Source organism: Paenibacillus vortex V453, from assembly GCF_000193415.1.
GTDB lineage: Bacteria > Bacillota > Bacilli > Paenibacillales > Paenibacillaceae > Paenibacillus_AQ > Paenibacillus_AQ glucanolyticus.
In genome coordinates this window covers 58,234-79,899 of record NZ_ADHJ01000055.1, presented here as the reverse complement: position 1 = coordinate 79,899, position 21,666 = coordinate 58,234, and the positions used below count along the sequence as shown (strand labels likewise).

Genomic DNA, 21,666 nt, shown 5'->3' with positions numbered 1-21,666 from the left:
CAATAGACCAAGTACAGATGTATGGATTGAGAAGTAATGAACAGGCTGAAGGCCGTTTTCATGCTTGGGAGCTCCGATGTTTCTCGTGACTACCGGGAAACAGGGAGCTTTCTAGCGGGAAGCGGCCCTCTGCCTTAAACAGAGAGGGGCAAGTGTTGTGAGCAAGTTATGGGGCGGACGCTTTACGAAGCAGACCAACGCATTGGTGGAGGAGTATACGGCATCCATCGGTTTTGACAAACAGCTGGCTGAGGAGGACATTCAGGGAAGCCTTGCGCATGTGTCCATGCTGGGCAAATGCGGCATCGTGCCGGCAGAGGATGTGGAGACGATCAAGGCAGGCTTGAACAAGGTGCTGGAGCGCATTCGTGAAGGCAGCATTGCGTTCTCTGTATCGGATGAGGATATTCATATGAATATCGAGAAAAATCTGATCGACGAAGTCGGACCTGTCGGCGGCAAACTGCACACAGGCCGCAGCCGCAACGATCAGGTGGCTACAGACATGCATCTGTACCTGCGTAACCGTGTTGTGGCGTTGACTGGTATGCTGCATGAGCTGCAGACCGCCTTGATCGGACAAGCGAAGGATAACCTGGATACGATCATTCCAGGGTATACGCATCTGCAGCGTGCACAGCCGATTTTGTTCGCTCATCATTTGATGGCTTACGTGTCCATGTTCCAGCGGGATATCGACCGCTTGATCGACAGCTACAAGCGCATTAACGTGCTTCCGCTTGGAGCGGGTGCGCTTGCCGGCACAACGTTCCCGATTGACCGTCATTTCGTGGCGGAGCAGCTTGGATTTGACGGCGTTTACGAGAACAGTCTGGATGCGGTCAGCGACCGTGATTTTATTCTGGAATTCCTCTCGGATGCATCCATCATCATGATGCACTTGTCTCGCTTAAGCGAGGAGCTGGTGCTCTGGAGCAGCACGGAGTTCAATTTCATCGAGCTTGACGATGCGTTCTGCACAGGCAGCAGCATTATGCCGCAGAAGAAGAATCCGGATGTGCCTGAGCTTGTCCGCGGCAAAACCGGTCGGGTATACGGCAACCTGATGGGCCTGCTTACCGTCCTCAAGTCGCTTCCGCTTGCTTACAATAAGGATATGCAGGAAGACAAAGAGGGCATGTTTGACACGGTGGCCACGCTGGAAGGTGCACTGCAGCTGTTTGCTCCGATGATCGCAACGATGAAGGTCAACAAGGGCCGCATGCGGGAGGCGGTGAATACCGACTTCTCCAACGCAACGGATATTGCGGACTTCCTGGTCGGCAAGGGACTTCCATTCCGTCAGGCGCATGAAGTGATCGGCAAGACGGTATTGTACTGCATTCAGAACAGCAAGTACTTGCTGGACCTGACGCTGGAAGAATTCAAGCAGTTCTCGGAGCTGTTCGATGACTCCATCTACGATGTGCTTCAGCCCGAGACGGTGGTTAATGCGCGTAATGTGTACGGTGGTACGGCAACCAGTCAGGTGAAGGCTGCGATCGAGCGTTCCGTACAGACACAACAAGCGACGGAAGAGTGGCTGAACGTTCGTCAAGGAAACGTAGAGTAAGTAGAGTAACGTACACAGAGGGCATGGTTAAAATAAAAAAAGATGGATCAGCACAAACCATGTGCCGATCCATCTTTTTTTGTATCATAAGCATGAGAAGCAGGCAGCAGGTACAGGCTTTCGAATCCCGATTCGAAGCAGGCATAGCTCCATGGATACTTCGCTCAACCAATCAGCGCCTCGGTATTCTCATGTCATAGTTTCTGTTTCTCAGGCCTTCAGTGGAAGCCACTTCAGCACGTCCTGAATGTGGGTATCCCAATAGCCCCAATCATGGCCGCCCGGTCCCTCCTGATATGTGAAATCAAGGGACGTTCCTTCACAAGCTTTGCGGAAGGCCTGATTGTCCTGATACAGGAAGTCTTCCGTTCCGCAGCATTGATACAGGAGGGGTTTTGGCCCTTCCATGCGGTCCACTTCCTGAAGCAGCCACAGCAGGTCGTTGTCGGTGCCGGTAATGTCCCGTTCTCCGTAGACTAATTGGTGCTCAAACAAGGCTTCATTTCTTTCGATATGACCTGCCATGTCGAGTGCTCCAGACAAACTGGCCGCCGCGGCAAAAGATTCCGGACAGCGCAGCGCCAGCTTGAATGCACCGTACCCGCCCATGGATAAGCCTGCAACGAAGTTATCTTCTCTGGCATGCGACAGCGGGAAGAAAGAACGGGCTATGGCCGGAAGTTCTTTGCTGATGAAGGTCCAGTACTTACCTCCGTATTCCATGTCCGTATAGAAGCTGCGGTGTACTTGCGGCATAACAACAGCAATGCCCATCTCGGCGACATAGCGTTCGATGGAGGTTCTGCGCAGCCAAATGGAATCATCGTCAGATAAACCATGCAGCAGGAACAGCGTTGGATGAAGCCCGCTTTTGGCATGGTTGGTCATCCCGATCTGTGATGTGGTTTGCTGAGGAAGAATGACGGTCATGGACGTGCTGAGACCGAGAACCTCCGAAAAAAAGCGACAAGTCATAAGAGCCATGATATGTATCCCCTTTCATTTTTACATATGAGAGATCAACGACGTGCATATCAGAATCATATCATAATTATTTGCCCATTCTCCAAGAAATTCGTATGAAAATGCCTCGGTCTCAAGACCGAGACTAAGTTCCGTCATCGGGCTGTTTTATGAATAGCAACACTATGGTATCTTAGAGGGAGATTATGACTTTAAACGGTGCAAAGTAATGAAAAATACTTGAGAAATAAATAACGTTGCAGGCAGTAGCTGATATATATACGGTCATTACTTTTAAATCCAGAGGAGGATTAACATGATACCACATAACGAAAACTTGTCTGACCTGAAAATATCGGGAACGGGAACTTCAAGCGGCGGTCAGTATAACAAGGTGAGAATTGATGGTGCAGGGCAGGTGAACGGAAATCTGGATTGCGAGGAATTAATAGGTAACGGAACGATGAGTGTGAATGGAGCTGTAGCCGCACGTACAATTCGCGTTAACGGTTCGGGAAGCATCAAGGGAGCTGTAGACGCCGAAGAACTGAATGTTGCCGGCAGCTTGAGTCTGAAGGAAGGGTTGCGCTGCCGTTCTATTGTTATTGGCGGACATTGCAGCATTCACGGAGATTCGGAATCCGAGAGGCTTGAAGTGAACGGAAATTTGCGAAGCCGTGGGGATGTTCGGAGTGAGTCGGCCACGCTTAAGGGAGGCTTTAAGATTGATGGCCGTCTGCATGTAGGAACAGCGGATATTCGAGTGTTTGGTCGCTGTTCCGCTCAAGAAATCGTGGGAGACCGGATTACCATCCGCAAGAAGGGGAAGCGCCTCTGGGAAATGCTGTCCCTGCCATTAAAGGGAGCGCGGGTAGAGGCACGGATTATTGAAGGGGATATCTTGGATTTAGAATATATCGAGGCCGATATTGTCCGCGGTAACCGGGTGATTCTCGGCAAAGGATGCGAGGTAAGGCAAGTGGAATACAGAGACGAATTGACGCAGCATCCGGAGGCAGAAGTCAAAGCATCCCGGCGGTTTTAAGTTAGTTTAACCATGCCATAAGCATTCAGGTTAAGGCCGATTAGGTGGGAATCAAGGAGGCGGCGAAGAGTGGTTAATGATACGGCTGTGGAAAGACCCGGTATTTCTATTATGGGTGACGGAACCGTTGGCGGCGGTGTCGTGGGAAGGCTGCGAATTAACGGCGAAGGTGTCATTAACGGAGATACTGATTGCCATCTGCTGCGCTGTAATGGAAGCGCCATTGTCAATGGAAGCCTGCTCGGAAGGCTGGCACGGGTTAACGGTCATCTAAAGGTCTCTGACCATGTAGAAATGGAGCGTATCCGCATTAACGGGAGTCTTGATGCTGGGAGAAACGCAAGGATCAGCCACATTGGTATGAATGGAGATCTGAGTACAGGGATGGATCTGTTCTTCGTCAAGGGGGTCGTGAATGGCACGGTTACCGTTCAAGGCAATGTGGAAGCAGAACAGATGACGGTTCGGGGAACGCTAAGCGTGAATGGGCACGTACAGGCCAGGGAATTGAACTTAACGTTAATCAAGCAAATTTCAAGTGTCCCTGAAATTCGAAGCCGCATGATCACGGTAGCGCCGACGAAGCTGGCGAAGTTGTTTCATTCATCCCGCAGGGGGCATCTGAATGCCGAGCGGATCGTAGGCGAGGAGATTCGCTTGGAGAATACGAGAGCGTCTGTTGTCAGGGGCAGCCGAGTGCATATTGGTAAAGGCTGCACCATAGACCGGGTGGAATATACCGAGACTTTCAGTGCAGATGCCAAGGCCGTTGTCAAAGATTTTTATAAAATAGATTCCATATGATTTTTAAGGCTAAAAGCCCCGTATTCGCGTGAGTTCGCGTATACGGGCTTTTTTTCAGTTATGTCAATGTTTAAGGTGTACTGATTCCGTCTTCAACCACTTCCTCTTTTGGCGATTCTTTTGCTTCCGGCATCTGGACTTCGTTTTTTGGATTGATCGCAACGATGCTGTTTTGCGCGCGGTAAGTGTCTTTGGATATCTTCACGTTCTCCACGACCTTGCCGTTCACTTTCTTGGTTCGGTAGGTTTCGACCACATAGCCAGGTTTCCCGTTCTGGACTACCTGCTTGAGTCCTGGCGGCAGTGTGGTATTATGGATGACCTTCTCTGGGGAAGGCAGGGTTTCGATGGTGGTGGATACCAGTCCATACTCCGTATTCTCCGGGAAGGTACCGAACATCTTCAGGGTTAATTTTCCGTCTGACACGCTGGAAAGGATCAGCAGATGTTTGCCTGTGTTGTTCCGGAACCTGAAGTTAATGGCGCCCTCGGCAAAGGTGGCGTCCTGCCCCTTGGGCAGGTAGCTGACCGGAAGGGAATGATTGCGCCGTTCGGTTATATCCAGGCCCAGGAGCAGAGCAGCATGATAGACCGTGCTGGATACCTGGCAGATCCCGCCGCCTATGCCCGGGACAAGCTTGCCGTTAACGATAACGGGAGCTTCTTCAAATCCGTACTCCTTCTTCGCGGTATCTATAACATGAGCATAATTGAATTCATCGCCCGGCTTCAAAATCATCCCGTCCACGGCTTTGGCAGCCGCGGTTACGTTATGAACCCGTCCGGGTCCGCTGGAGCCAAGATCAGTGGAGAATTCGATGATTTTACGCTCCACCCCTTCATCCTGCAGCGATTTTACTGTAACCGGGGGCTTCTGACGGATCAAGGGCAGCTGTACCGTGATTTCTTCATCGCCTCTCGGCTCTGTAAACTGGCGTTCATCCGGAAGCGCAGCGCTGAACCCTTCATAGAAAGCCGCCCACTCGATGCGGTAGGCCGTCTTCTCCGGGGTATAGCGGACAACGTCATCACCGGAAATGCTTCGGACCGCATTGACCGGTTCGCCAAAGCGCTCCTTTTGCCAGTCTTCATTCAGCCGCTTCTTCAACGTATCGCGGTTCCAGTCGGTTGATATATGCCACTCCAATTGAAAATGGCGTCTGTACAGTACCTGATCCCACAGTGATCCTTCAGACATCTTGGCTATGGCATCCTGAAAATCGGCTGCGCTGAACTGAACACCGGCATCTTGCAGACTAAAACTTTCCGTGTGACCCTTCAAGGCCTCCGCCGCCAGCTTCACCTTCATCGTACTCATCGCTTGCAGCCGTTGATCCAGCTCGGCGAGCACCTCATCGGCGGGTTTGCCGCCTACCTGCCAGCCGGAGAGAACGACCCCCTTCGGGAGTTCCTTCTGATTCACATACATCGTCAACAGACCGAATCCGACGGAGAGGAGAAGAGCAAAACTGATGACAATGATGAGACCGAGATGAATTTTTTTCATTGGAAACCACCTTCTTAACTTCGTATTGGCCGCAGTTCGTGCACTTGTTCATGTATATGTCACGGTGGGCTTAAACTTTCGGGTACTCAAAAGGTAACAAATTTGTTACAATAGACGATGTCGTGAGGATTTTTCATGGATTTTAAAGGAATTCGATGGATACTGTCGAAAGTATAATGGCTAATTATGGATTGGGAAGTGATGAAGTGATTGAAATGCAGGACGTATGGAAGACCTATCCAAGCGGCGCCCATGCGCTTCAAGGAGTTTCCGTAAAGATCAATCGTAATGAATTCGTCTATGTTGTCGGACCTTCGGGTGCAGGCAAATCGACATTTATGAAACTTATCTATAGAGAAGAAGTGCCCACCAAGGGGCAAATTTCGGTTAACGGATTTAATATCGGGAAGCTGAAGCAGCGAAAAATCCCCTATGTTCGCCGAAATATTGGGGTTATTTTTCAGGATTATCGCCTGCTGCCCAAGCTGACTGCTTACGAAAATGTAGCTTTTGCCATGGAAGTTATCGAGGCGCCGCAGCGTCTCATCAAGAGACGGGTGATGGAGGTGCTGGAGCTTGTGGGCTTGAAAGCCAAGGCTGGCCGCGAGCCTTCCCAGCTCTCGGGCGGTGAGCAGCAGCGAATCGCGATTGCAAGAGCCATCGTGAATAACCCGTCCGTCATTATTGCGGACGAGCCTACCGGCAACCTGGACCCGGAAACCTCCTGGGGGATCATGCAGCTGCTGGATGAGATTAATTTCAGGGGAACCACCATTGTGATGGCAACCCACAACCGGGATATCGTCAACACCATGCGCAAACGCGTCCTTGCGATTGAGCATGGACAGATCGTCCGTGACCAGCAGAGAGGAGATTACGGGTATGAATTTTAGAACCTTCTTGCGGCACTTGCGGGAAGGGGCGAAGAGCGTTTTCCGGAACGGATGGATGTCGGTCGCATCGATTACTTCCATCGTGGTGTCTTTGTTTATACTGGGTGTTTTCATGCTGTTAGTCATGAATGTTAACGCATTAGCCGATAAAGCAGATAGCAATGTGCAGATCAATACTTACTTAAATCTCAACGTGGATGAAAAGCTGCGTGAAACCATCAAGGGTGAAATCGAGGCTATGCCGGAGGTTAGTGCCGTAAAGTTTGTGTCCAAGGAAGATGGAATGAAGGAGCTTGAGGAAAGCCTGGGCTCGGAATGGGTGGAAGGCTTCAGCGAGAAGGACCAGAATCCGCTGCCGGATGCATTTGAGGTTTCCGTCATTCAGCCAACAACGGTCGGCTTTGTAGCCGACAAGATTACAGCGCTGAACCAGAAGTATACGGAGGAGCCGATCCTGCGCGTCAAGTACGGCGAAGGAACGGTAGAGACCCTGTTTAAGATTACGAAGACGGTTCGGAATATCGGGTTTATTTTCGTAGCAGGACTCGGTCTGATGTCCATGTTCCTGATCTCGAACACTATTCGCGTTACGATTCTAGCACGCCGCCGGGAGATTGGGATTATGAAGCTTGTTGGCGCCACGAACAACTTTATCCGCTGGCCATTTTTCGTAGAAGGTGCCATGATCGGCCTGCTTGGGTCGATTGTAACGGTTGTTCTGCTGTTTGTAGGTTACGATCGTTTGTACGCTGCATCGCAAACCGATATCACGCTGGCACAGAGCCTAATCCCGCTGGGGGATTTGTGGCCGCTGATCGGCTCCATCATTGTTGGGCTGGGTATCGTGATTGGCGTCTGGGGAAGTACCATGTCGATTCGTAAATTTTTGAAAGTATAAAACAAGGTAAAGGATGGGGAGCGAAACTTGAAGAAAATCGCCGCAGGAGTAGCAGCCTTATTACTGGCCACTGTTATGATCCAACCGAATGTCGGACAAGCTGAGAAGAAGACCACTGCCGACGTAGATAAAGAGTTGAGAATGCTTCAGGAGCAGGTCAAGCAAGCACGGCAACAGAAGAACAAGGCTGCGGATGATAAACAAGAAGCCCAGCATTATAAGAATAAAACGAACCAGAACCTGAAATACGTCATGGAGCAAATCAGTATCGTCAGTAATGAATTAACCAAAATTTCCGTGAAGATCGACCAAACGGAAGATTCCTTGAAAAAAACAACAAAGGAGCTTGAAGCGGCGGAGGAGCGCATCGCATCCCGTGAAAAGCTGTTGGAATCCCGGATTCGTCTCATTTATATGGATGGTCAGGTATCCTATCTGGATGTGCTGCTCTCCTCGACCAGCTTCAGTGATTTCATTGAGCGCGCGGATTCGTTGAAATCCATCGTGGATCAGGACCAGGATCTGCTCGTACAGCATAAGCAGGACAAGCTGCTGGTCATTGATAAGAAGAAGGAACTTGAAGGCCAATATGCTACAGCCAAAGATCTGTATGGTCAGATGGAAGACCGCAAGAGCATTCTGAACGAGAAGGAACAGGAGAAGCGCGTTCTTCTGGCCCAGTACGATCAGGATATCGAGGATGCTGACATCTTGACTGAGGAGCAGGATAAAATGCTGGTTGCCCTGGCGAGCAAGCGTTCCGACCTGCAGAAGGAAAAGAACAAGCTGGCTGCTGAGGAAGCAGCCCGTAAAGCGGCGGCTGCCAAAGCGGCCGCAGCGAAGAGAGCGAAAGCGACAACCCTCGGCGGAAGCAAGGGCGGCGGTGGATACACAGGAAACGGTGGCCCATTCGCGATTCCGGTCTCCGGTGCCAGACTTTCTTCGGGTTATGGACCGCGCGTGCACCCGGTAACGGGTGAAGTCGGCAAGATGCATACAGGTCAGGATTTTGCTGTTCCGCAAGGGACCGAGATCCGTGCAGCCGAGAGCGGCACGGTGATCTTGGCCGAGTGGTGGAGCGGTTACGGAAACTGTGTTATTGTTGATCATGGGGGCGGTGTGTGGACTTTATATGGACATATCCGCAATGGCGGCATTAAGGTCAGCGAAGGCGACAAGGTGTCCAGAGGGCAGAAGATTGCCGAGGTGGGTTCCACTGGCCAGAGCACAGGACCGCATCTTCACTTTGAAGTTCGGGTCAACGGATCACCGGTTAATCCTTCGCCGTATCTGTAACTGATTCTTATGACCGATACTATATAACCTTCAGACCGCTGTATAAATATTCCCGGCAAGCCAATCATATACTAGGTGGACGGGATTCCCCGTGTGTTTAGCAGTTGAAACGTACAAAGGCGGTGAAGTACTTGCTGAAAAAACGAACGGCTGTCTTTCTGGTCATAGCTGCCCTGTTGTGCGGCGGACTGTTAACGATGGCTTTGACTCAGCTACCTGCTCCCAGTCAGACCGGAGACGGCGAGGGGTTGCTGGCCAGTATAGCGAACAAGAATGGACTGGAGCAGTCTGAAGCGAAGAAATTGGGGACAGCGATTGACCTCATCGAAAGCAATTATTACAAGGATATCGACCGGTCGAAGCTGATTGACGGCGCCATCAACGGTATGATGGAAGCCCTGGAGGATCCGTATTCCAACTATATGGGAAAAGAGACGGCAGCCCAGTTTGAAGAGAGCATTGAAGGCTCCTTCACGGGAATCGGTGCCGAGGTCTCCTCTGTAGACGGCAATGTGATCGTCGTATCACCGATCAAGGGATCTCCTGCCGATAAAGCAGGGATTCGGGCGAAAGATGCCATTCTTTCCGTTAATGGCGAGTCCTTGCAGGGGCTTGAGCTGAATGCGGCCGTAAACAAGATTCGCGGACCTAAGGGCTCCAAGGCCGTTCTTCAGATTAAGCGTGCAGGATCCGAACAGCCGATCGAGTATGTGATCGTTCGCGATGATGTCGATCTGGAAACCGTATCTGCCCGGATGGAGAAGGGCGGTATCGGCGTCATTGAGATTTCCCAATTCTCTCTGAATACAGGCAAACGCTTTGAAGAAGAACTCAAGAAGCTGGAAGGTCAGGGCATGAAGGGACTGCTGATTGATGTTCGGAACAATCCGGGCGGCGTATTGTCCGTGGTGATCGATATTGCAGAGCAGTTCGTGCCTAAAGGCGAACTGATTGTTCAGGTAGAGGATAAGGATAAGAAGCGGGAGAAGCATCCTTCGAACGGTGAAGCCAAATCCTATCCGATCACGGTGCTGATGAACAAGGGAAGCGCGAGCGCGTCCGAAATCCTGGCAGGCGCGCTGCAGCAATCTGCAGGAGCTACCCTGATGGGCGAGCATTCCTTCGGTAAAGGGACCGTTCAAACCAGCTTTGACAAGCAGCTTGGCGATGGAAGTTTACTGAAAGTGACAATTGCCAAGTGGTTGACGCCTAACGGAACCTGGATCCATGAGAAGGGGATTGAACCGGATATTAAGGTGTCGCAGCCGGAGTACTTCACGGTTGCACCAATCGATAAGAAGAAAACCTATGCGTACGATGCAAACAGCACCGATGTCAAGAACGCACAGATCATGCTGGAAGCGGTTGGTTATAAGACAGGGCGTTCGGATGGTTACTTCGATCGGAATACGGAGAAGGCGGTCAAGAGCTTCCAGAGCAAGAATAAGCTGAAAGCGGATGGTATTATTAATACCGCGACAGCCGAGGCATTGGAGGCCGCATTGATCGAGAAGATTCAGGATCCGAAAGAGGATAATCAAATGAATCGCGGAATTGCCGAGGTTCGGAAGGAAATCGCCACAAAGGCGTCGAACAAGTAAGAAGGCTGAATTTTAGCCTTCTTTTTTCTTTTAAGGTGCATGTTCAGTTGAAGTGTTTCTTGAATTTTGAACTACGTTTTAGAGCTGAAAGGAGCGTGGCAAGCTGTTGGAGACATTGAAACAACTGCTTATGTATGGGATAGAGGCAGGCATACAACTGCTGACGCAGCCCTTTTATTATATTTCGATTTTGTTTGTGATGCTGTTTTACCGAAGGCAGGTGCTGGTGGAGCGTAAGCTGTTCCATGTGAAGCTGCATTCTTGGGGAATTCAGACCTGGCGGACGTTTCTCGGTGGGGTGCTGGCAGGCATCGCCGTTTCCATCGTTGTGGCCTTCCTGGGTATATCGTTAAGTTTGGAAGCCATCCTATGCATTTGGGTGACTTCGCTGATTCTGATGCTGTTTCATATTCGGTATTTATGCTTTGCTTATTCCATCGGGCTGCTTGGCATCCTCCAGTTCGTCCTAGGCTGGTTTCCGAACTGGCAGCCAGACGGCTGGATCAGCCATGTAACGACGACAATCCTTAGTCTGGATATCCCGGCATTGCTGGCTTTATCCGCCGTATTGCACTTTGCAGAAGCCATGCTGGTCAGGCTCCAAGGCTCGGGCTTTGCAACCCCTCTGTTTCTGGAAGGAAAGCGCGGCAGACTTGTGGGCGGCTATCATATGCAGAGCTTCTGGCCGCTGCCCCTGTTCTTGCTTGTCCCCGCGGTTGGCGGAGGCAGTGTGCTGCCGTGGACCCCATTCTTCGGGGGCGATGCCTGGAGCGGCGGCTTTACGATGATGGCGCTCCCGGTCGTGATTGGCTTCGGGGAAATGACGCAGAGCATGCTGCCGCAGGAGAAGGCGGGAATTACGGCGAAACGGCTTGTATTCTATGCGGCGACCGTGCTGGCATTGAGCCTGCTGGCCGAGTGGTGGACGCCGCTTATGATCGTGGCTGCATTATCAGCGCTGCTGCTCCATGAAGGTTTGGTGTGGTACAGCCGTTATGAAGAGCAGCAGCGAAGCCCGATCTTTGTGCATCCGATTCGTGGACTGCGAGTACTCGCAGTCCTTCCGGATAGCCCGGCAAGCGAGCTTGGCATTCTTGCGGGAGAGACGATTCTGAAGGTGAATGGCAAACTGATTCACAGCAAGGAGCAGCTGCATGGAGCGCTGCGGCAGAATTCGGCCTTCTGTAAGCTGGAGGTTCAGAACCATCAAGGCGAGAGCAAGTTCCTGCAGCGTGCGATTTACGCGGGCGATCATCATCAGTTGGGAGCCATCGTTGCTCCGGATCCGAGGGATGGCATAGCGGTAGGTTTGAAGCCGGTAAGCTTGCTGACCCTGCTAGCGAATAAACTTCATCTTCGCAGCAAGCGAGGATCATCTGAGGGCAAGACGCCCGGTGGCTCCGAAGATGCAGGATTCCATTCGTGAATGAACAATTAACAGGCCCTTGTCCTATGGACAAGGGCCTGTTTTATTTGACTTTATAAGCTAACGCAGAATGCGAAAAGGTCTAGGCCTGCACTTTTTTTAGATAAAAAATAGCGATTTGCGTCCGGTCCCGAAGATTCAGCTTGCCTAATATTTCGGTTACGTAGTTCTTGATGGTACCTTCGCTTAAGTAGAGCTGGCCGGCAATTTCCTTGTTGGACAGGCCTTCTGCAATAAGGCCGACAATATTCTTCTCGGCCGGGGTAAGACCTAATGATCCAAGAACATCAGACTGGGAGACCGATTGGGGTGCAGGACGGAGCATGCCGGTCAGCTTGCGGGCAATATCCGGATGGATCAGCATGTTACCGTCGTATACCGTTTTGATACCCTGGATGATCCGGTCCGGCGGAATGTTTTTGAGCAGATATCCGCTGGCCCCGTTCCGCAGCGCTTCCACAATGTAATCATCATTATCGAATGTCGTCAGCATGAGTACCCGAATGCCCGGGTGCTGTTCGCGAATTCGCCGCGTGCCTTCAACGCCGTCGCATACCGGCATGCGGATGTCCATGAGGATCACGTCTGCCGTAAGCCCACCCTCCAATAAAGCCAGAGCTTCTTCGCCGTGTGCCGCGACACCGGAGATTTCAATATCCGGGTCCATCCCTACCAGCAACTTCAGACTTTCTCGAATAAACGGGTCATCATCTACAATCAGAACTGATATCATGGATGTCCACGACCTTTACTAAAATATAGATATCGAATTACACAATCTCACTCTTTCGATAGACAGGTAGCCGGGTGATGACGGTAAAAGGTGCCGTTCCCCGTATCTCTAACGTCCCACCAACAACTTGAGTTCGTTCAAGCATGCCGCTTAGACCGATGCCTTGACGTTCAGGGACAGCCGCATGGGCGACCGTCTCTTTGACCTCCCCGTTATTGGAAACCTCCATTCGAATTTCCTGTTCCCCGTAGTGAAGCAAGATTTCAACCCGTCCGGCTTCGCCATGGCGGATGGCGTTGGTTATGGCTTCTCGGGCATTTTTATACAGAACCACCTGCTGACTAGGATAGAGCGGATAGGGCATGCCGTGCAGGATAAGTTCGGTTTCGATTCCGGTCTCCCTCCCCGTTTCCTCAAGCAGCCGACTCAAGGAATAATCGTCAGCAATACGTCTGCCGGGGCTCATTTGTTTTACAGCCGTGCGCATTTGCTCCATGCTCTGTCCTAACTGGTCACGGATCTGATGCAGCATATCCATACCTCGGGCCGGATCATGAGGTACGACTTGGAGGGCGGCTTCCATCATCATTTTGACGCGAATCAGCCGGTGGCCGATGTCGTCATGGAGCTGGCGCGAGATGCGGTGGCGTTCCTCCACCTGTGCCGCGTTCTCTACCTGATGCGCGAATTGCAGCAATTGTCTACCTGCCTCATCCTGCTGGAAATGAAGTCTCTTGAGCTCGTCGTATAACTGAATATGGTCAACTTGTTTCTGATTCATCCGATGGATATGACTGAACGTTACGGCCAGAAACAGAAAGAGGAGATTGGCCGTTGTAATCAGCAGTGGATCATAATCGGTAATGGCGATGTTCAGCAGCACGAGATGGGCGGTTGCCATCCAGAATTTGCTTGACCGCTCCTGAAACAAGGGCAGATAGACACATAATGCAGACACGGACAGGAAGACCATCATGAAGCCGTATTGATGGCATAACCACAGGGACAGCGCCATCTCCAGCAGCACCGCTGCTCTTAGATAGGCTGGGGATCGTACAAAGCGGCTTAACACTGTAAGGGCCAGAAAGAGCAGAAAGTACACCATGTATTCTCCATAATAGTCGAGCTGCTGCAGAAAGATATCAGCCGCAGCGGGAAGGAGAATCAGGCCGTAGCGCAGATAGGTGAGTGGGGAGGTCACAATGCGATCAGCACCCTTTTCCATAATAAAATCAAACCGTACACACGATTGGCTTCATTATATCACAAGGATGTTTTACATAAGGAGATGACTTTCGTCACCCGTATAAGGTGACTTCCTCTACCTTCAAGAGCTGAGGGTCTTAGATAAAATGAACTTAACGGATAGATACGAAAGAAATGGAGTTGGTGATGATGGCGGTCTTTCTGCAGATGAAAGATGTCGTGAAACGATACGGTAGCAAGCTGTCGGTGGACCATATGAACCTGGAAGTGAATGAAGGCGAGATCTTCGGGCTTCTCGGACCGAACGGGGCCGGCAAGAGCACATCCATCAACATGATCTGCGGGCTTCTCACGAAGGACCAGGGCAGCATTAAAGTTGACGGTATCTCGATTGAAGAGCAGCCGCTGGAAGTGAAGCGGAGAATCGGATTGGTGCCGCAGGATCTGGCCCTATATGAAGAGATGTCCGCTTGGGACAATGTCACTTTTTTTGCGAAATTGTATGGACTGCGCGGCAATCTGCTGAAGGAACGGGTGGAGGAGGCACTGGAGTTTGTCGGGCTGCAGGACCAGGCTAAAGAACGGCCGTCAACCTTCTCCGGCGGGATGAAGAGAAGACTGAACATTGCCTGCTCGATCACGCACCGTCCGAAACTTATTATCATGGATGAGCCAACGGTGGGAATTGATCCGCAGTCGCGCAATCATATCTTGGAATCAGTGAAGACACTGAACCGTATGGGCTCTACCGTTATCTATACAAGTCATTACATGGAGGAAGTTGCCGCGATCAGTGACCGGGTGGCGATTATGGATCAAGGTCATGTCATCGCTTGCGGAACGCAGCAGGAGCTTCGGGCGCGTGTCGCCCATGAGGAGAAAATCCTCCTTACCGCAGACGGGATAACGCAGGACTTGATCGAGCAACTGACGATTCATCCGCGTGTAAGGCGCGTTACGCAGAATGACAGCGAGATTCAGGTCTATGTGCCTTCGGCCCAGAATGAGCTGCAGGATATCCTGTTCATCTGCAGTAAACATGATACCATTCTCCGAACCTTGCAGTGTGAGGAGCCGGACCTCGAAACGTTGTTTCTCAGTTTGACCGGGCGGACGCTCCGGGATTAATCACATGCGCACGTCTGGGAATCTATGAAGGAGGAATACCGGAGATGAATATGATGATTATCGCCTGGTTTGAGCTGAGGCGGATGGTTACCAGCCGCTCGGTGCTAATTAACCAATTTTTGCTGCCGCTGATCCTTATTTTTATATTAGGCAACGCACTTTCGGGCTGGTTCGGTAATGATCAGGAATTTAAACAACAACCGGTCAGGGTAGGAGTTGTCTTGAGTCCTACGGATGGGGGCCAACTGCCAAAAAGCATTCAGGCTCTGATGAATACACCGGCACTACAAGACATTCTGGTACAAGAGATCGTTGCGAGCCGTGAAGAGGCGGAAGGAAAGCTGCGCAGGGGCGAGGTGGATTATGCGGTAGTGACCCCAGCTTCTTTTGATGAACGAATGGGCCAGGGAGACGAAGTAAAACTTGAATTGCTGCCGGGAAGGGACCGTAATCTCAATCTGGTGGCTGACACCATCTTTAAAACCTTTATTGCAGATGCCAATCACAAACAGGCGGAGGCCGTTGTTCTGGGCCGAGATAAGGTTCTTGCGGCACAAGCCGCAGCGCCTGTTGAGGCCACACCCGGACCGAACATTACGATCGGGCAGCTGAGTGAGAAAGAATCCACGTATTCGGCGGCGCAATACTACGCAGCGGCCATGCTGATTATGTTTCTGCTATATTCGGGCCTGATGGCAAGCAGCAGTCTGCTGGGAGAGCGGGAAAGCAAGACTCTTTATCGTCTGCAAAGCGCACCGGTGACCCCCGGAACCATATTTGCAGGGAAAATTATCGGCTGCACTTTGATTACACTTGCACAGGCAGCGGCCATCGTGCTAGGGTCCATGTGGCTGTATGGCGTGAAATGGGGCCCTCACCCCTTTCTGCTCACGATGGTCTGTGTATTAATTGCATTATCGTCCATGACCATTGCCACGTTCATAACGCTAATTTCTTCGACAGCTGCAGGGGCCAGAGGGTTGATGCAGGCTATCATTATCGCCATGACGTTTGTCAGTGGAGGCTTCATGCCGCTGCCTATGGAGTTCTTCCAGAAGATCGGAGCCTTCACCGTTAATCATTGGGCTATGCAGAGCATGCTCCGGATGATGCTGGATAGCGAAGTGCATTTGATTATTACCTGTGTCGGCATGCTGGCGGCTATTACCGCAGCTTTGTCGACGCTGCAGCCATGTTTATGTATAGGAAGGTGGGATACCATGCATAGCTTGACCATTGCCTGGCATATGGTAAGGCGGACGCTTGGGCGAAAAAGGGGCTGGATCGTTTATCTGCTGGTCCCTTGCGTGGTCGTTACTTTGACGGTGTTTCTCATGGGGCAGACGACAGCCGCAAGCATTCTGGTCTCCTACGTGAATGAGGACGAGGGGCCCGCGGGTCAATACCTGATAAGCGAACTGGAGCGTAGTGGACAATATGTACTGAAGCAATCTGTGACCGAAAGTACGCTCAAGGAAGAGCTGATAGAGAATAAAAGCACGGTAGGTGTTTATATACCGGAGGGCTTCAGCGATGCATTGTTGGAAGGACAATGGTCAACGGTGAAGGTGTACGAAATATCAACCTCGGAAGCTTCGGTTATGATTCGAATGACGGCGGATTCAGCGGCAACGCGCCTGAGCGGCACTGCGGCCTTGATCCGGGAGACCTCAGGTCCAAGTGTGAATCCCATGATGGCATTGGAAGAGGTGATCGGGCAGTCTGTACAGAACCGGGTGGATACGCAGGTTACCGATTTAAATTTATATGCCAGACCGGGGCTCTCCAACGTTACGGGATTTACCCTGATGTTTATGATGACCCTGATCTCCAGCGTGGTATCCATGATTATGGATGACCGCAGGCAGAGAACATTATCGCGCATGTATACGGCACCTGTACGAGCTTATCAAATTGCTCTGGGCAATTTCCTGGGCAGCTTGGTAGTCGGCTCGCTGCAGGTGGTGATTGTGCTTGTTCTCAGCCGGTATGTACTCCGTTATGATTACGGTATCCCGTTATTGCTGCACTTCCTCATTCTGATGGCTTTCATGCTGGTCTCATTAGGGGTTGCCAGCACGGTAGCCGGGTTAATCCGGAACGGGCAAAATGCGGCGATGATCAATTCCATGATCGTCACACCGACCTGTATGCTGGGCGGATGCTTCTGGCCGCTTGCCATCATGCCGGACTTCATGCAGAAAATCGCCAATTTCATTCCTCAAAAATGGGCGATCGAGGCGGTGGAGACGGCAGCTACGGGGGGGACGCTGTCTGATATCGGTTTGCCGCTTGCGGTTCTTGGGCTGATGGCTGTCATTCTGCTGGCTGTAGGGTCTGTTGTCTTGCGGCCAAGCGAGAGCGGGGCAGGGCATGGCGCCTAGGCGCAAGGCTTTAAATCCTTGTTAACTGCAGAGATATCGTCGTTGCCGGCATAATTATTGGGTTTCGTGATTTTCATATAAAAAAGAGCGCCTGGCCAGATCTGAATGTACATGGATTCAGTCTGCCGGGCGCTTGTTACATGGAATATAAAGTGTGCTGCGACAACACGGTACCCAAGTCATCTTGAGTGTGTTGGACCTGTTTGAATATGTGAAGAATCAGCTGAATCCACCCTTCACTATGTAGAACGAGACTACTGCTTCAGCTGTCTCAACACCGTGATTTCAACCCGGCGGTTTTTCTGTTTGCCTTCGGGTGTGGCGTTGTCCGCTGCCGGACGGGTATCGGCATAACCAGCGTACTGGAATCCTGCCGGGTCCAGCTTGCTGTCCTCCAGGAAGAATCTCAGCACCGACATGGCACGGGCGCCGGATAGCTCCCAGTTATCCTTGTAGCTGGAGTGGCGACCAATCGGCACGTTGTCCGTATGCCCTTCGATGCTTACCGTTGTATTCAAATCGCCGAACAGGCTTGCCAGCTTGCCGAGCACCGGGGCAGCCCCGGATTTAAGCTCGGCCTTCCCGACATCGAACAGGAAGCGGTCGCTTAACGTAATGGCAATCCCCTGGGGCTCGTCCGAAATGAAGATGTCCTCCTCCAGCTGGTTGTCTTTCACGTACTGCTGAATGAGTCCCATAAAGTTCGCAAGTTCCTCTTCCTGGGCTCGGAAGGCCAGCTCACGCTCGGTTAAAGGTGCTTCCCCGTTATCTTCCTCCTTATCCTCAGTGACGGCTGTTTGTGGCGGCGGATTCTTATGGTTCTCCGTATCGGCTGTGCCCGTAATGCCCGAACCCATCTCCAGGATGCTGTCACCGCTCTGGAAGGTGGCCTGCAGGGACTGGGTGACCAGTTTGTATTTTTCCGTATCCAGCCGACTCATGGCATACATTACAACAAAAAAGATCAGAAGCAGCGTAATCAGATCCGCATAGGTGATCATCCAGCGGTCGCGCTGATCGCTTCCATCCTGCTTACGGTTGCGCCGCCGTCTATTCGGCTGTCTCATGCGCGATCCCCCTTGAGGACGGAGTATCCGTGGTGCCGGCGGAAGCGAAGGAGGCTAGCTTTTTGCGGACCAACAGCGGGTGCTCGCCGTTCTGAACAGCCATAATTCCTTCGAGCAGCAGCTCCATGTTTGCAATTTCTTCTTCGGAGCGTGCTTTAATCTTCGATGCAATGGGCAAAAAGATAATATTGGCACTCGCAACACCGTATAAAGTTGCGGTGAATGCAACAGCGATGGAAGGGCCGAGATTGGTTGGGTCTTGCAGACTGCCCAATACATGGATCAATCCCATGACGGTACCGATGATGCCCATGGTAGGGGCATATCCCCCGGCGGATTCGAAAATTTTGGCATAGCCTTCATGCTTCTGCTCGGCGGCATTGATATCGAGCTCCAGGATTTGCCGCACCATTTCAGGGTCGTTGCCGTCCACAACCATCTGCATGCCTTCCCGAAGGAACGGATCCTCGTGGTCGGCCGAGATGCGCTCCAGCGCCAGGACGCCATCTCTTCTGGCCGTTACCGACATATCGACGATGTCGTCAATCAGCTTCTCTGACGAACGCTCGCTGCGGCCGAAGGCCAGCTTGAGCGCAGCAGGGATGGTGCGGAGCCGGGTGGCAGGGAAACTGACGATGACGGCGGCTATGGTGCCGCCGAATACGATAAGGGCTGCCGCACCTTGCAGCAGACCGCTCAGATGACCGCCTTCCCATAAGAATCCCCCGATCAACGCGGCGAGACCGGCGAGAATGCCAAAAATAATCGTAATATCCATAACGCTGTACCATCTCCTTTAAGGAAGTTAAATTCATGAAGTCATAAGTTTGATATAAAGCTTGTTCAATGCGGGCCATGAAGTCTGCCAGACTCTATAAGTTGAAATCCCGACAACGGGAACTGGAACTTATTGAAATTTTCATTAAACTGTTTGCATCAAAAAAAGGGAAGGGGTATAATGAGACGGGAACAAATATTCTTATTCCCTAAGTAGACACCACTAATTTCCCATAATATATCATCGGGAAGTTTCGACATATCTTTTAGCATGAATTTAATTTTAGAGTATGAGGGTGATGAAGGGCAATGAGCGATTTAGTTGTCAGTACCAAATCCTTTGAGATCGAGTCTGAATTCCAGCCGCAGGGCGACCAGCCCACGGCTATTGATGCGTTGGTCGAAGGATTGCACCAAGGGAAGAAGCATCAGACACTGCTGGGTGCAACAGGAACGGGTAAGACGTTTACGATCGCGCAAACAATCGCCAAGGTAAACCGTCCGACACTCGTCATTGCACATAACAAGACGCTGGCTGCTCAACTGGCCAGTGAGTTCAAGGAATTCTTCCCGAACAACTCGGTGGATTATTTCGTGAGTTATTACGATTACTATCAGCCGGAAGCCTATATCCCTTCCTCTGATACGTATATCGAGAAGGACTCCAGTATTAATGAAGAAATTGATAAGCTTCGCCACTCTGCAACAAGCTCGCTGTTCGAACGGCGCGATGTCATCATTGTGGCGAGTGTATCTTGCATATACGGTTTGGGTTCGCCGCATGAGTACGGTGAACTGCTGCTTTCGCTGCGGGTGGGTATGGAGAAACCTCGAAATCAGATTTTGTCCCGACTTGTTGACATCCAATATCAGCGGAACGATATCAACTTCGTTCGCGGCACATTCCGCGTTCGGGGGGACGTCATCGAGATTTTCCCTGCTTCGAAGGGGGAGCATGCCGTTCGCGTTGAGTTGTTCGGCGACGAGATTGAACGGATCACAGAGATTGACGTGTTGACGGGCGAGCTGGTTGGAGAACGAGACCATGTCGCCATATTCCCGGCATCTCACTTCGTTACCCGTGAAGAAACGATGCGGGTAGCGCTTGTCAATATCGAACGGGAGCTGGAAGAGCGTCTCGAACTTCTTCGTTCGGAAGGCAAGCTGCTGGAAGCGCAGCGACTGGAACAGCGCACCCGTTATGATATTGAGATGATGAAGGAAGTCGGCTTCTGCTCCGGCATCGAGAACTATTCCGGTCCGCTGACCTTCAGAGAGGCGGGGGCAACCCCCTATACACTCCTGGATTACTTCCCGGACGATATGCTGTTTGTCATTGATGAATCGCATGTGACCCTGCCGCAGATCCGCGCGATGTACAACGGTGACCGTGCGCGCAAAACCGTGCTGGTCGACCATGGTTTCCGATTGCCGTCCGCGCTGGATAACCGGCCGCTGAAGTTCGAGGAATTCGAGGAGAAGGTGAACCAGATCATCTACGTATCGGCTACGCCGGGTCCGTATGAGATGGAGCACTGCGAGACGATGGTTGAGCAGATCATCCGTCCGACAGGACTGCTTGATCCGATCATCGATGTGCGTCCTACAGAAGGCCAGATTGATGATCTGATCAGCGAGATCCATGACCGGGTGGAGCGCGATGAGCGTGTGCTCGTGACCACCCTGACGAAGAAAATGTCGGAGGATCTGACCGATTATTTGAAGGAGATCGGGATCAAGGTTCGTTATATGCACTCCGACATCAAAACGCTGGAACGGATGCAGATCCTTCGCGATCTGCGGCTTGGTACATTCCACGTGCTGGTGGGTATTAACCTTCTACGGGAAGGTCTTGACCTGCCAGAGGTTTCCCTGGTTGCGATTCTGGATGCGGACAAGGAAGGCTTCCTCCGTTCTGACCGTTCCCTTATCCAGACGATTGGCCGGGCTGCGCGGAACTCGGAAGGTAAAGTTATCATGTACGGCAACAAGATCACCGATTCCATGGATCGGGCGATCAAGGAAACCGAACGTCGCCGCAGCATTCAGGTCGCTTATAATGAGGAGCACGGCATTACGCCGCAGACGATCCGCAAGAAGATCCGCGATGTCATCGAAGCAACGAAGGTTGCAGAGGGCAAGACCGATTATCTGGTGGGCGAAGGACAGAAGATGTCGAAGAAAGAACGTCAGAATCTGATTCAGCGTCTGCAGTCCGAGATGAAGGAAGCCGCAAAGAATTTGCAATTCGAGCGTGCGGCAGAGCTTCGTGATGCCCTTCTGGAGCTGCAGGCTGAATAATATGGGTTGAAGAATGTCAAGGGGGACGGCCAAGCGGTCGTTCTCTTTGTGAAATAAATACAGC

The 21,666-nt window shown here is 51.6% G+C and carries 17 protein-coding genes; 11 read left to right on the top strand and 6 right to left on the bottom strand.

Going from position 1 to position 21,666, the window contains the following annotated elements; translation table 11 throughout:
- Window positions 1-157: 157 nt before the first annotated feature.
- On the top strand, window positions 158-1,573 hold the full coding sequence (gene argH / locus PVOR_RS28435) for an argininosuccinate lyase (RefSeq protein ID WP_006213030.1): 1,416 nt from the start codon (window positions 158-160) through the stop codon (window positions 1,571-1,573).
- 210 nt (window positions 1,574-1,783) lie between these two features.
- Here the strand turns inward: argH and PVOR_RS28430 are convergent, their stop codons facing one another.
- Window positions 1,784-2,557 (bottom strand): alpha/beta hydrolase, encoded by a 774-nt coding sequence (locus tag PVOR_RS28430; RefSeq protein WP_006213029.1) that lies wholly within the window; start codon window positions 2,555-2,557, stop codon window positions 1,784-1,786.
- 295 nt (window positions 2,558-2,852) lie between these two features.
- On the opposite strand from PVOR_RS28430, the gene PVOR_RS28425 reads away from it, so the two are divergent.
- Window positions 2,853-3,581 (top strand): polymer-forming cytoskeletal protein, encoded by a 729-nt coding sequence (locus tag PVOR_RS28425; RefSeq protein ID WP_006213028.1) that lies wholly within the window; start codon window positions 2,853-2,855, stop codon window positions 3,579-3,581.
- A gap of 69 nt (window positions 3,582-3,650) precedes the next feature.
- Window positions 3,651-4,385, top strand: a complete 735-nt coding sequence (locus tag PVOR_RS28420; RefSeq protein WP_006213027.1) for a hypothetical protein — start codon at window positions 3,651-3,653, stop codon at window positions 4,383-4,385.
- A 70-nt stretch (window positions 4,386-4,455) separates the two neighbouring features.
- On the opposite strand, the gene PVOR_RS28415 is transcribed toward PVOR_RS28420, so the two are convergent.
- Complete coding sequence (locus PVOR_RS28415) at window positions 4,456-5,892, bottom strand: VanW family protein (RefSeq protein WP_006213026.1); 1,437 nt, start codon at window positions 5,890-5,892, stop codon at window positions 4,456-4,458.
- 206 nt (window positions 5,893-6,098) lie between these two features.
- Between PVOR_RS28415 and ftsE the strand changes: the two genes are divergently transcribed.
- The 5 genes from ftsE (at window position 6,099) to PVOR_RS28390 (ending at window position 12,006) form a co-directional block, all read left to right on the top strand.
- Window positions 6,099-6,785: a cell division ATP-binding protein FtsE gene (ftsE, locus tag PVOR_RS28410; RefSeq protein ID WP_006213025.1), complete on the top strand. Its 687-nt coding sequence runs from the start codon at window positions 6,099-6,101 to the stop codon at window positions 6,783-6,785.
- Window positions 6,775-7,683 (top strand): permease-like cell division protein FtsX, encoded by a 909-nt coding sequence (gene ftsX / locus PVOR_RS28405; protein ID WP_006213024.1) that lies wholly within the window; start codon window positions 6,775-6,777, stop codon window positions 7,681-7,683. The genes ftsE and ftsX overlap by 11 nt, the downstream gene beginning before the upstream one ends.
- Window positions 7,684-7,710: 27 nt before the next feature.
- A complete protein-coding gene (locus tag PVOR_RS28400) occupies window positions 7,711-8,979 on the top strand; it encodes a murein hydrolase activator EnvC family protein (protein ID WP_006213022.1) in 1,269 nt (422 codons plus the stop codon).
- Between the two features lie 131 nt (window positions 8,980-9,110).
- Window positions 9,111-10,580: a S41 family peptidase gene (locus PVOR_RS28395; protein ID WP_006213021.1), complete on the top strand. Its 1,470-nt coding sequence runs from the start codon at window positions 9,111-9,113 to the stop codon at window positions 10,578-10,580.
- A 106-nt stretch (window positions 10,581-10,686) separates the two neighbouring features.
- Entirely contained in the window at window positions 10,687-12,006 is a 1,320-nt protein-coding gene (locus PVOR_RS28390; protein WP_006213020.1) for a PDZ domain-containing protein, read from the top strand.
- An 82-nt stretch (window positions 12,007-12,088) separates the two neighbouring features.
- Here the strand turns inward: PVOR_RS28390 and PVOR_RS28385 are convergent, their stop codons facing one another.
- Window positions 12,089-12,739 (bottom strand): response regulator, encoded by a 651-nt coding sequence (locus PVOR_RS28385; protein ID WP_006213019.1) that lies wholly within the window; start codon window positions 12,737-12,739, stop codon window positions 12,089-12,091.
- Window positions 12,740-12,776: 37 nt separating this feature from the next.
- Window positions 12,777-13,964: a sensor histidine kinase gene (locus PVOR_RS28380; RefSeq protein ID WP_006213018.1), complete on the bottom strand. Its 1,188-nt coding sequence runs from the start codon at window positions 13,962-13,964 to the stop codon at window positions 12,777-12,779.
- A gap of 170 nt (window positions 13,965-14,134) precedes the next feature.
- Between PVOR_RS28380 and PVOR_RS28375 the strand changes: the two genes are divergently transcribed.
- On the top strand, window positions 14,135-15,073 hold the full coding sequence (locus tag PVOR_RS28375) for an ABC transporter ATP-binding protein (protein ID WP_006213017.1): 939 nt from the start codon (window positions 14,135-14,137) through the stop codon (window positions 15,071-15,073).
- Between the two features lie 44 nt (window positions 15,074-15,117).
- Complete coding sequence (locus tag PVOR_RS32425) at window positions 15,118-17,457, top strand: ABC transporter permease (protein WP_006213016.1); 2,340 nt, start codon at window positions 15,118-15,120, stop codon at window positions 17,455-17,457.
- Between the two features lie 254 nt (window positions 17,458-17,711).
- Here PVOR_RS32425 and PVOR_RS28360 read toward each other — a convergent pair whose 3' ends face one another.
- Window positions 17,712-18,524: an OmpA/MotB family protein gene (locus tag PVOR_RS28360; RefSeq protein WP_006213014.1), complete on the bottom strand. Its 813-nt coding sequence runs from the start codon at window positions 18,522-18,524 to the stop codon at window positions 17,712-17,714.
- A complete protein-coding gene (locus tag PVOR_RS28355) occupies window positions 18,508-19,302 on the bottom strand; it encodes a flagellar motor protein (RefSeq protein WP_006213013.1) in 795 nt (264 codons plus the stop codon). Before PVOR_RS28355 ends, PVOR_RS28360 begins: the two co-directional genes overlap by 17 nt.
- A 308-nt stretch (window positions 19,303-19,610) precedes the next feature.
- Between PVOR_RS28355 and uvrB the strand changes: the two genes are divergently transcribed.
- Window positions 19,611-21,602 carry an excinuclease ABC subunit UvrB gene (uvrB, locus tag PVOR_RS28350; protein WP_006213012.1) on the top strand — a complete coding sequence of 664 codons (1,992 nt, stop codon included), beginning with the start codon at window positions 19,611-19,613 and terminating at the stop codon, window positions 21,600-21,602.
- Window positions 21,603-21,666: the final 64 nt, after the last annotated feature.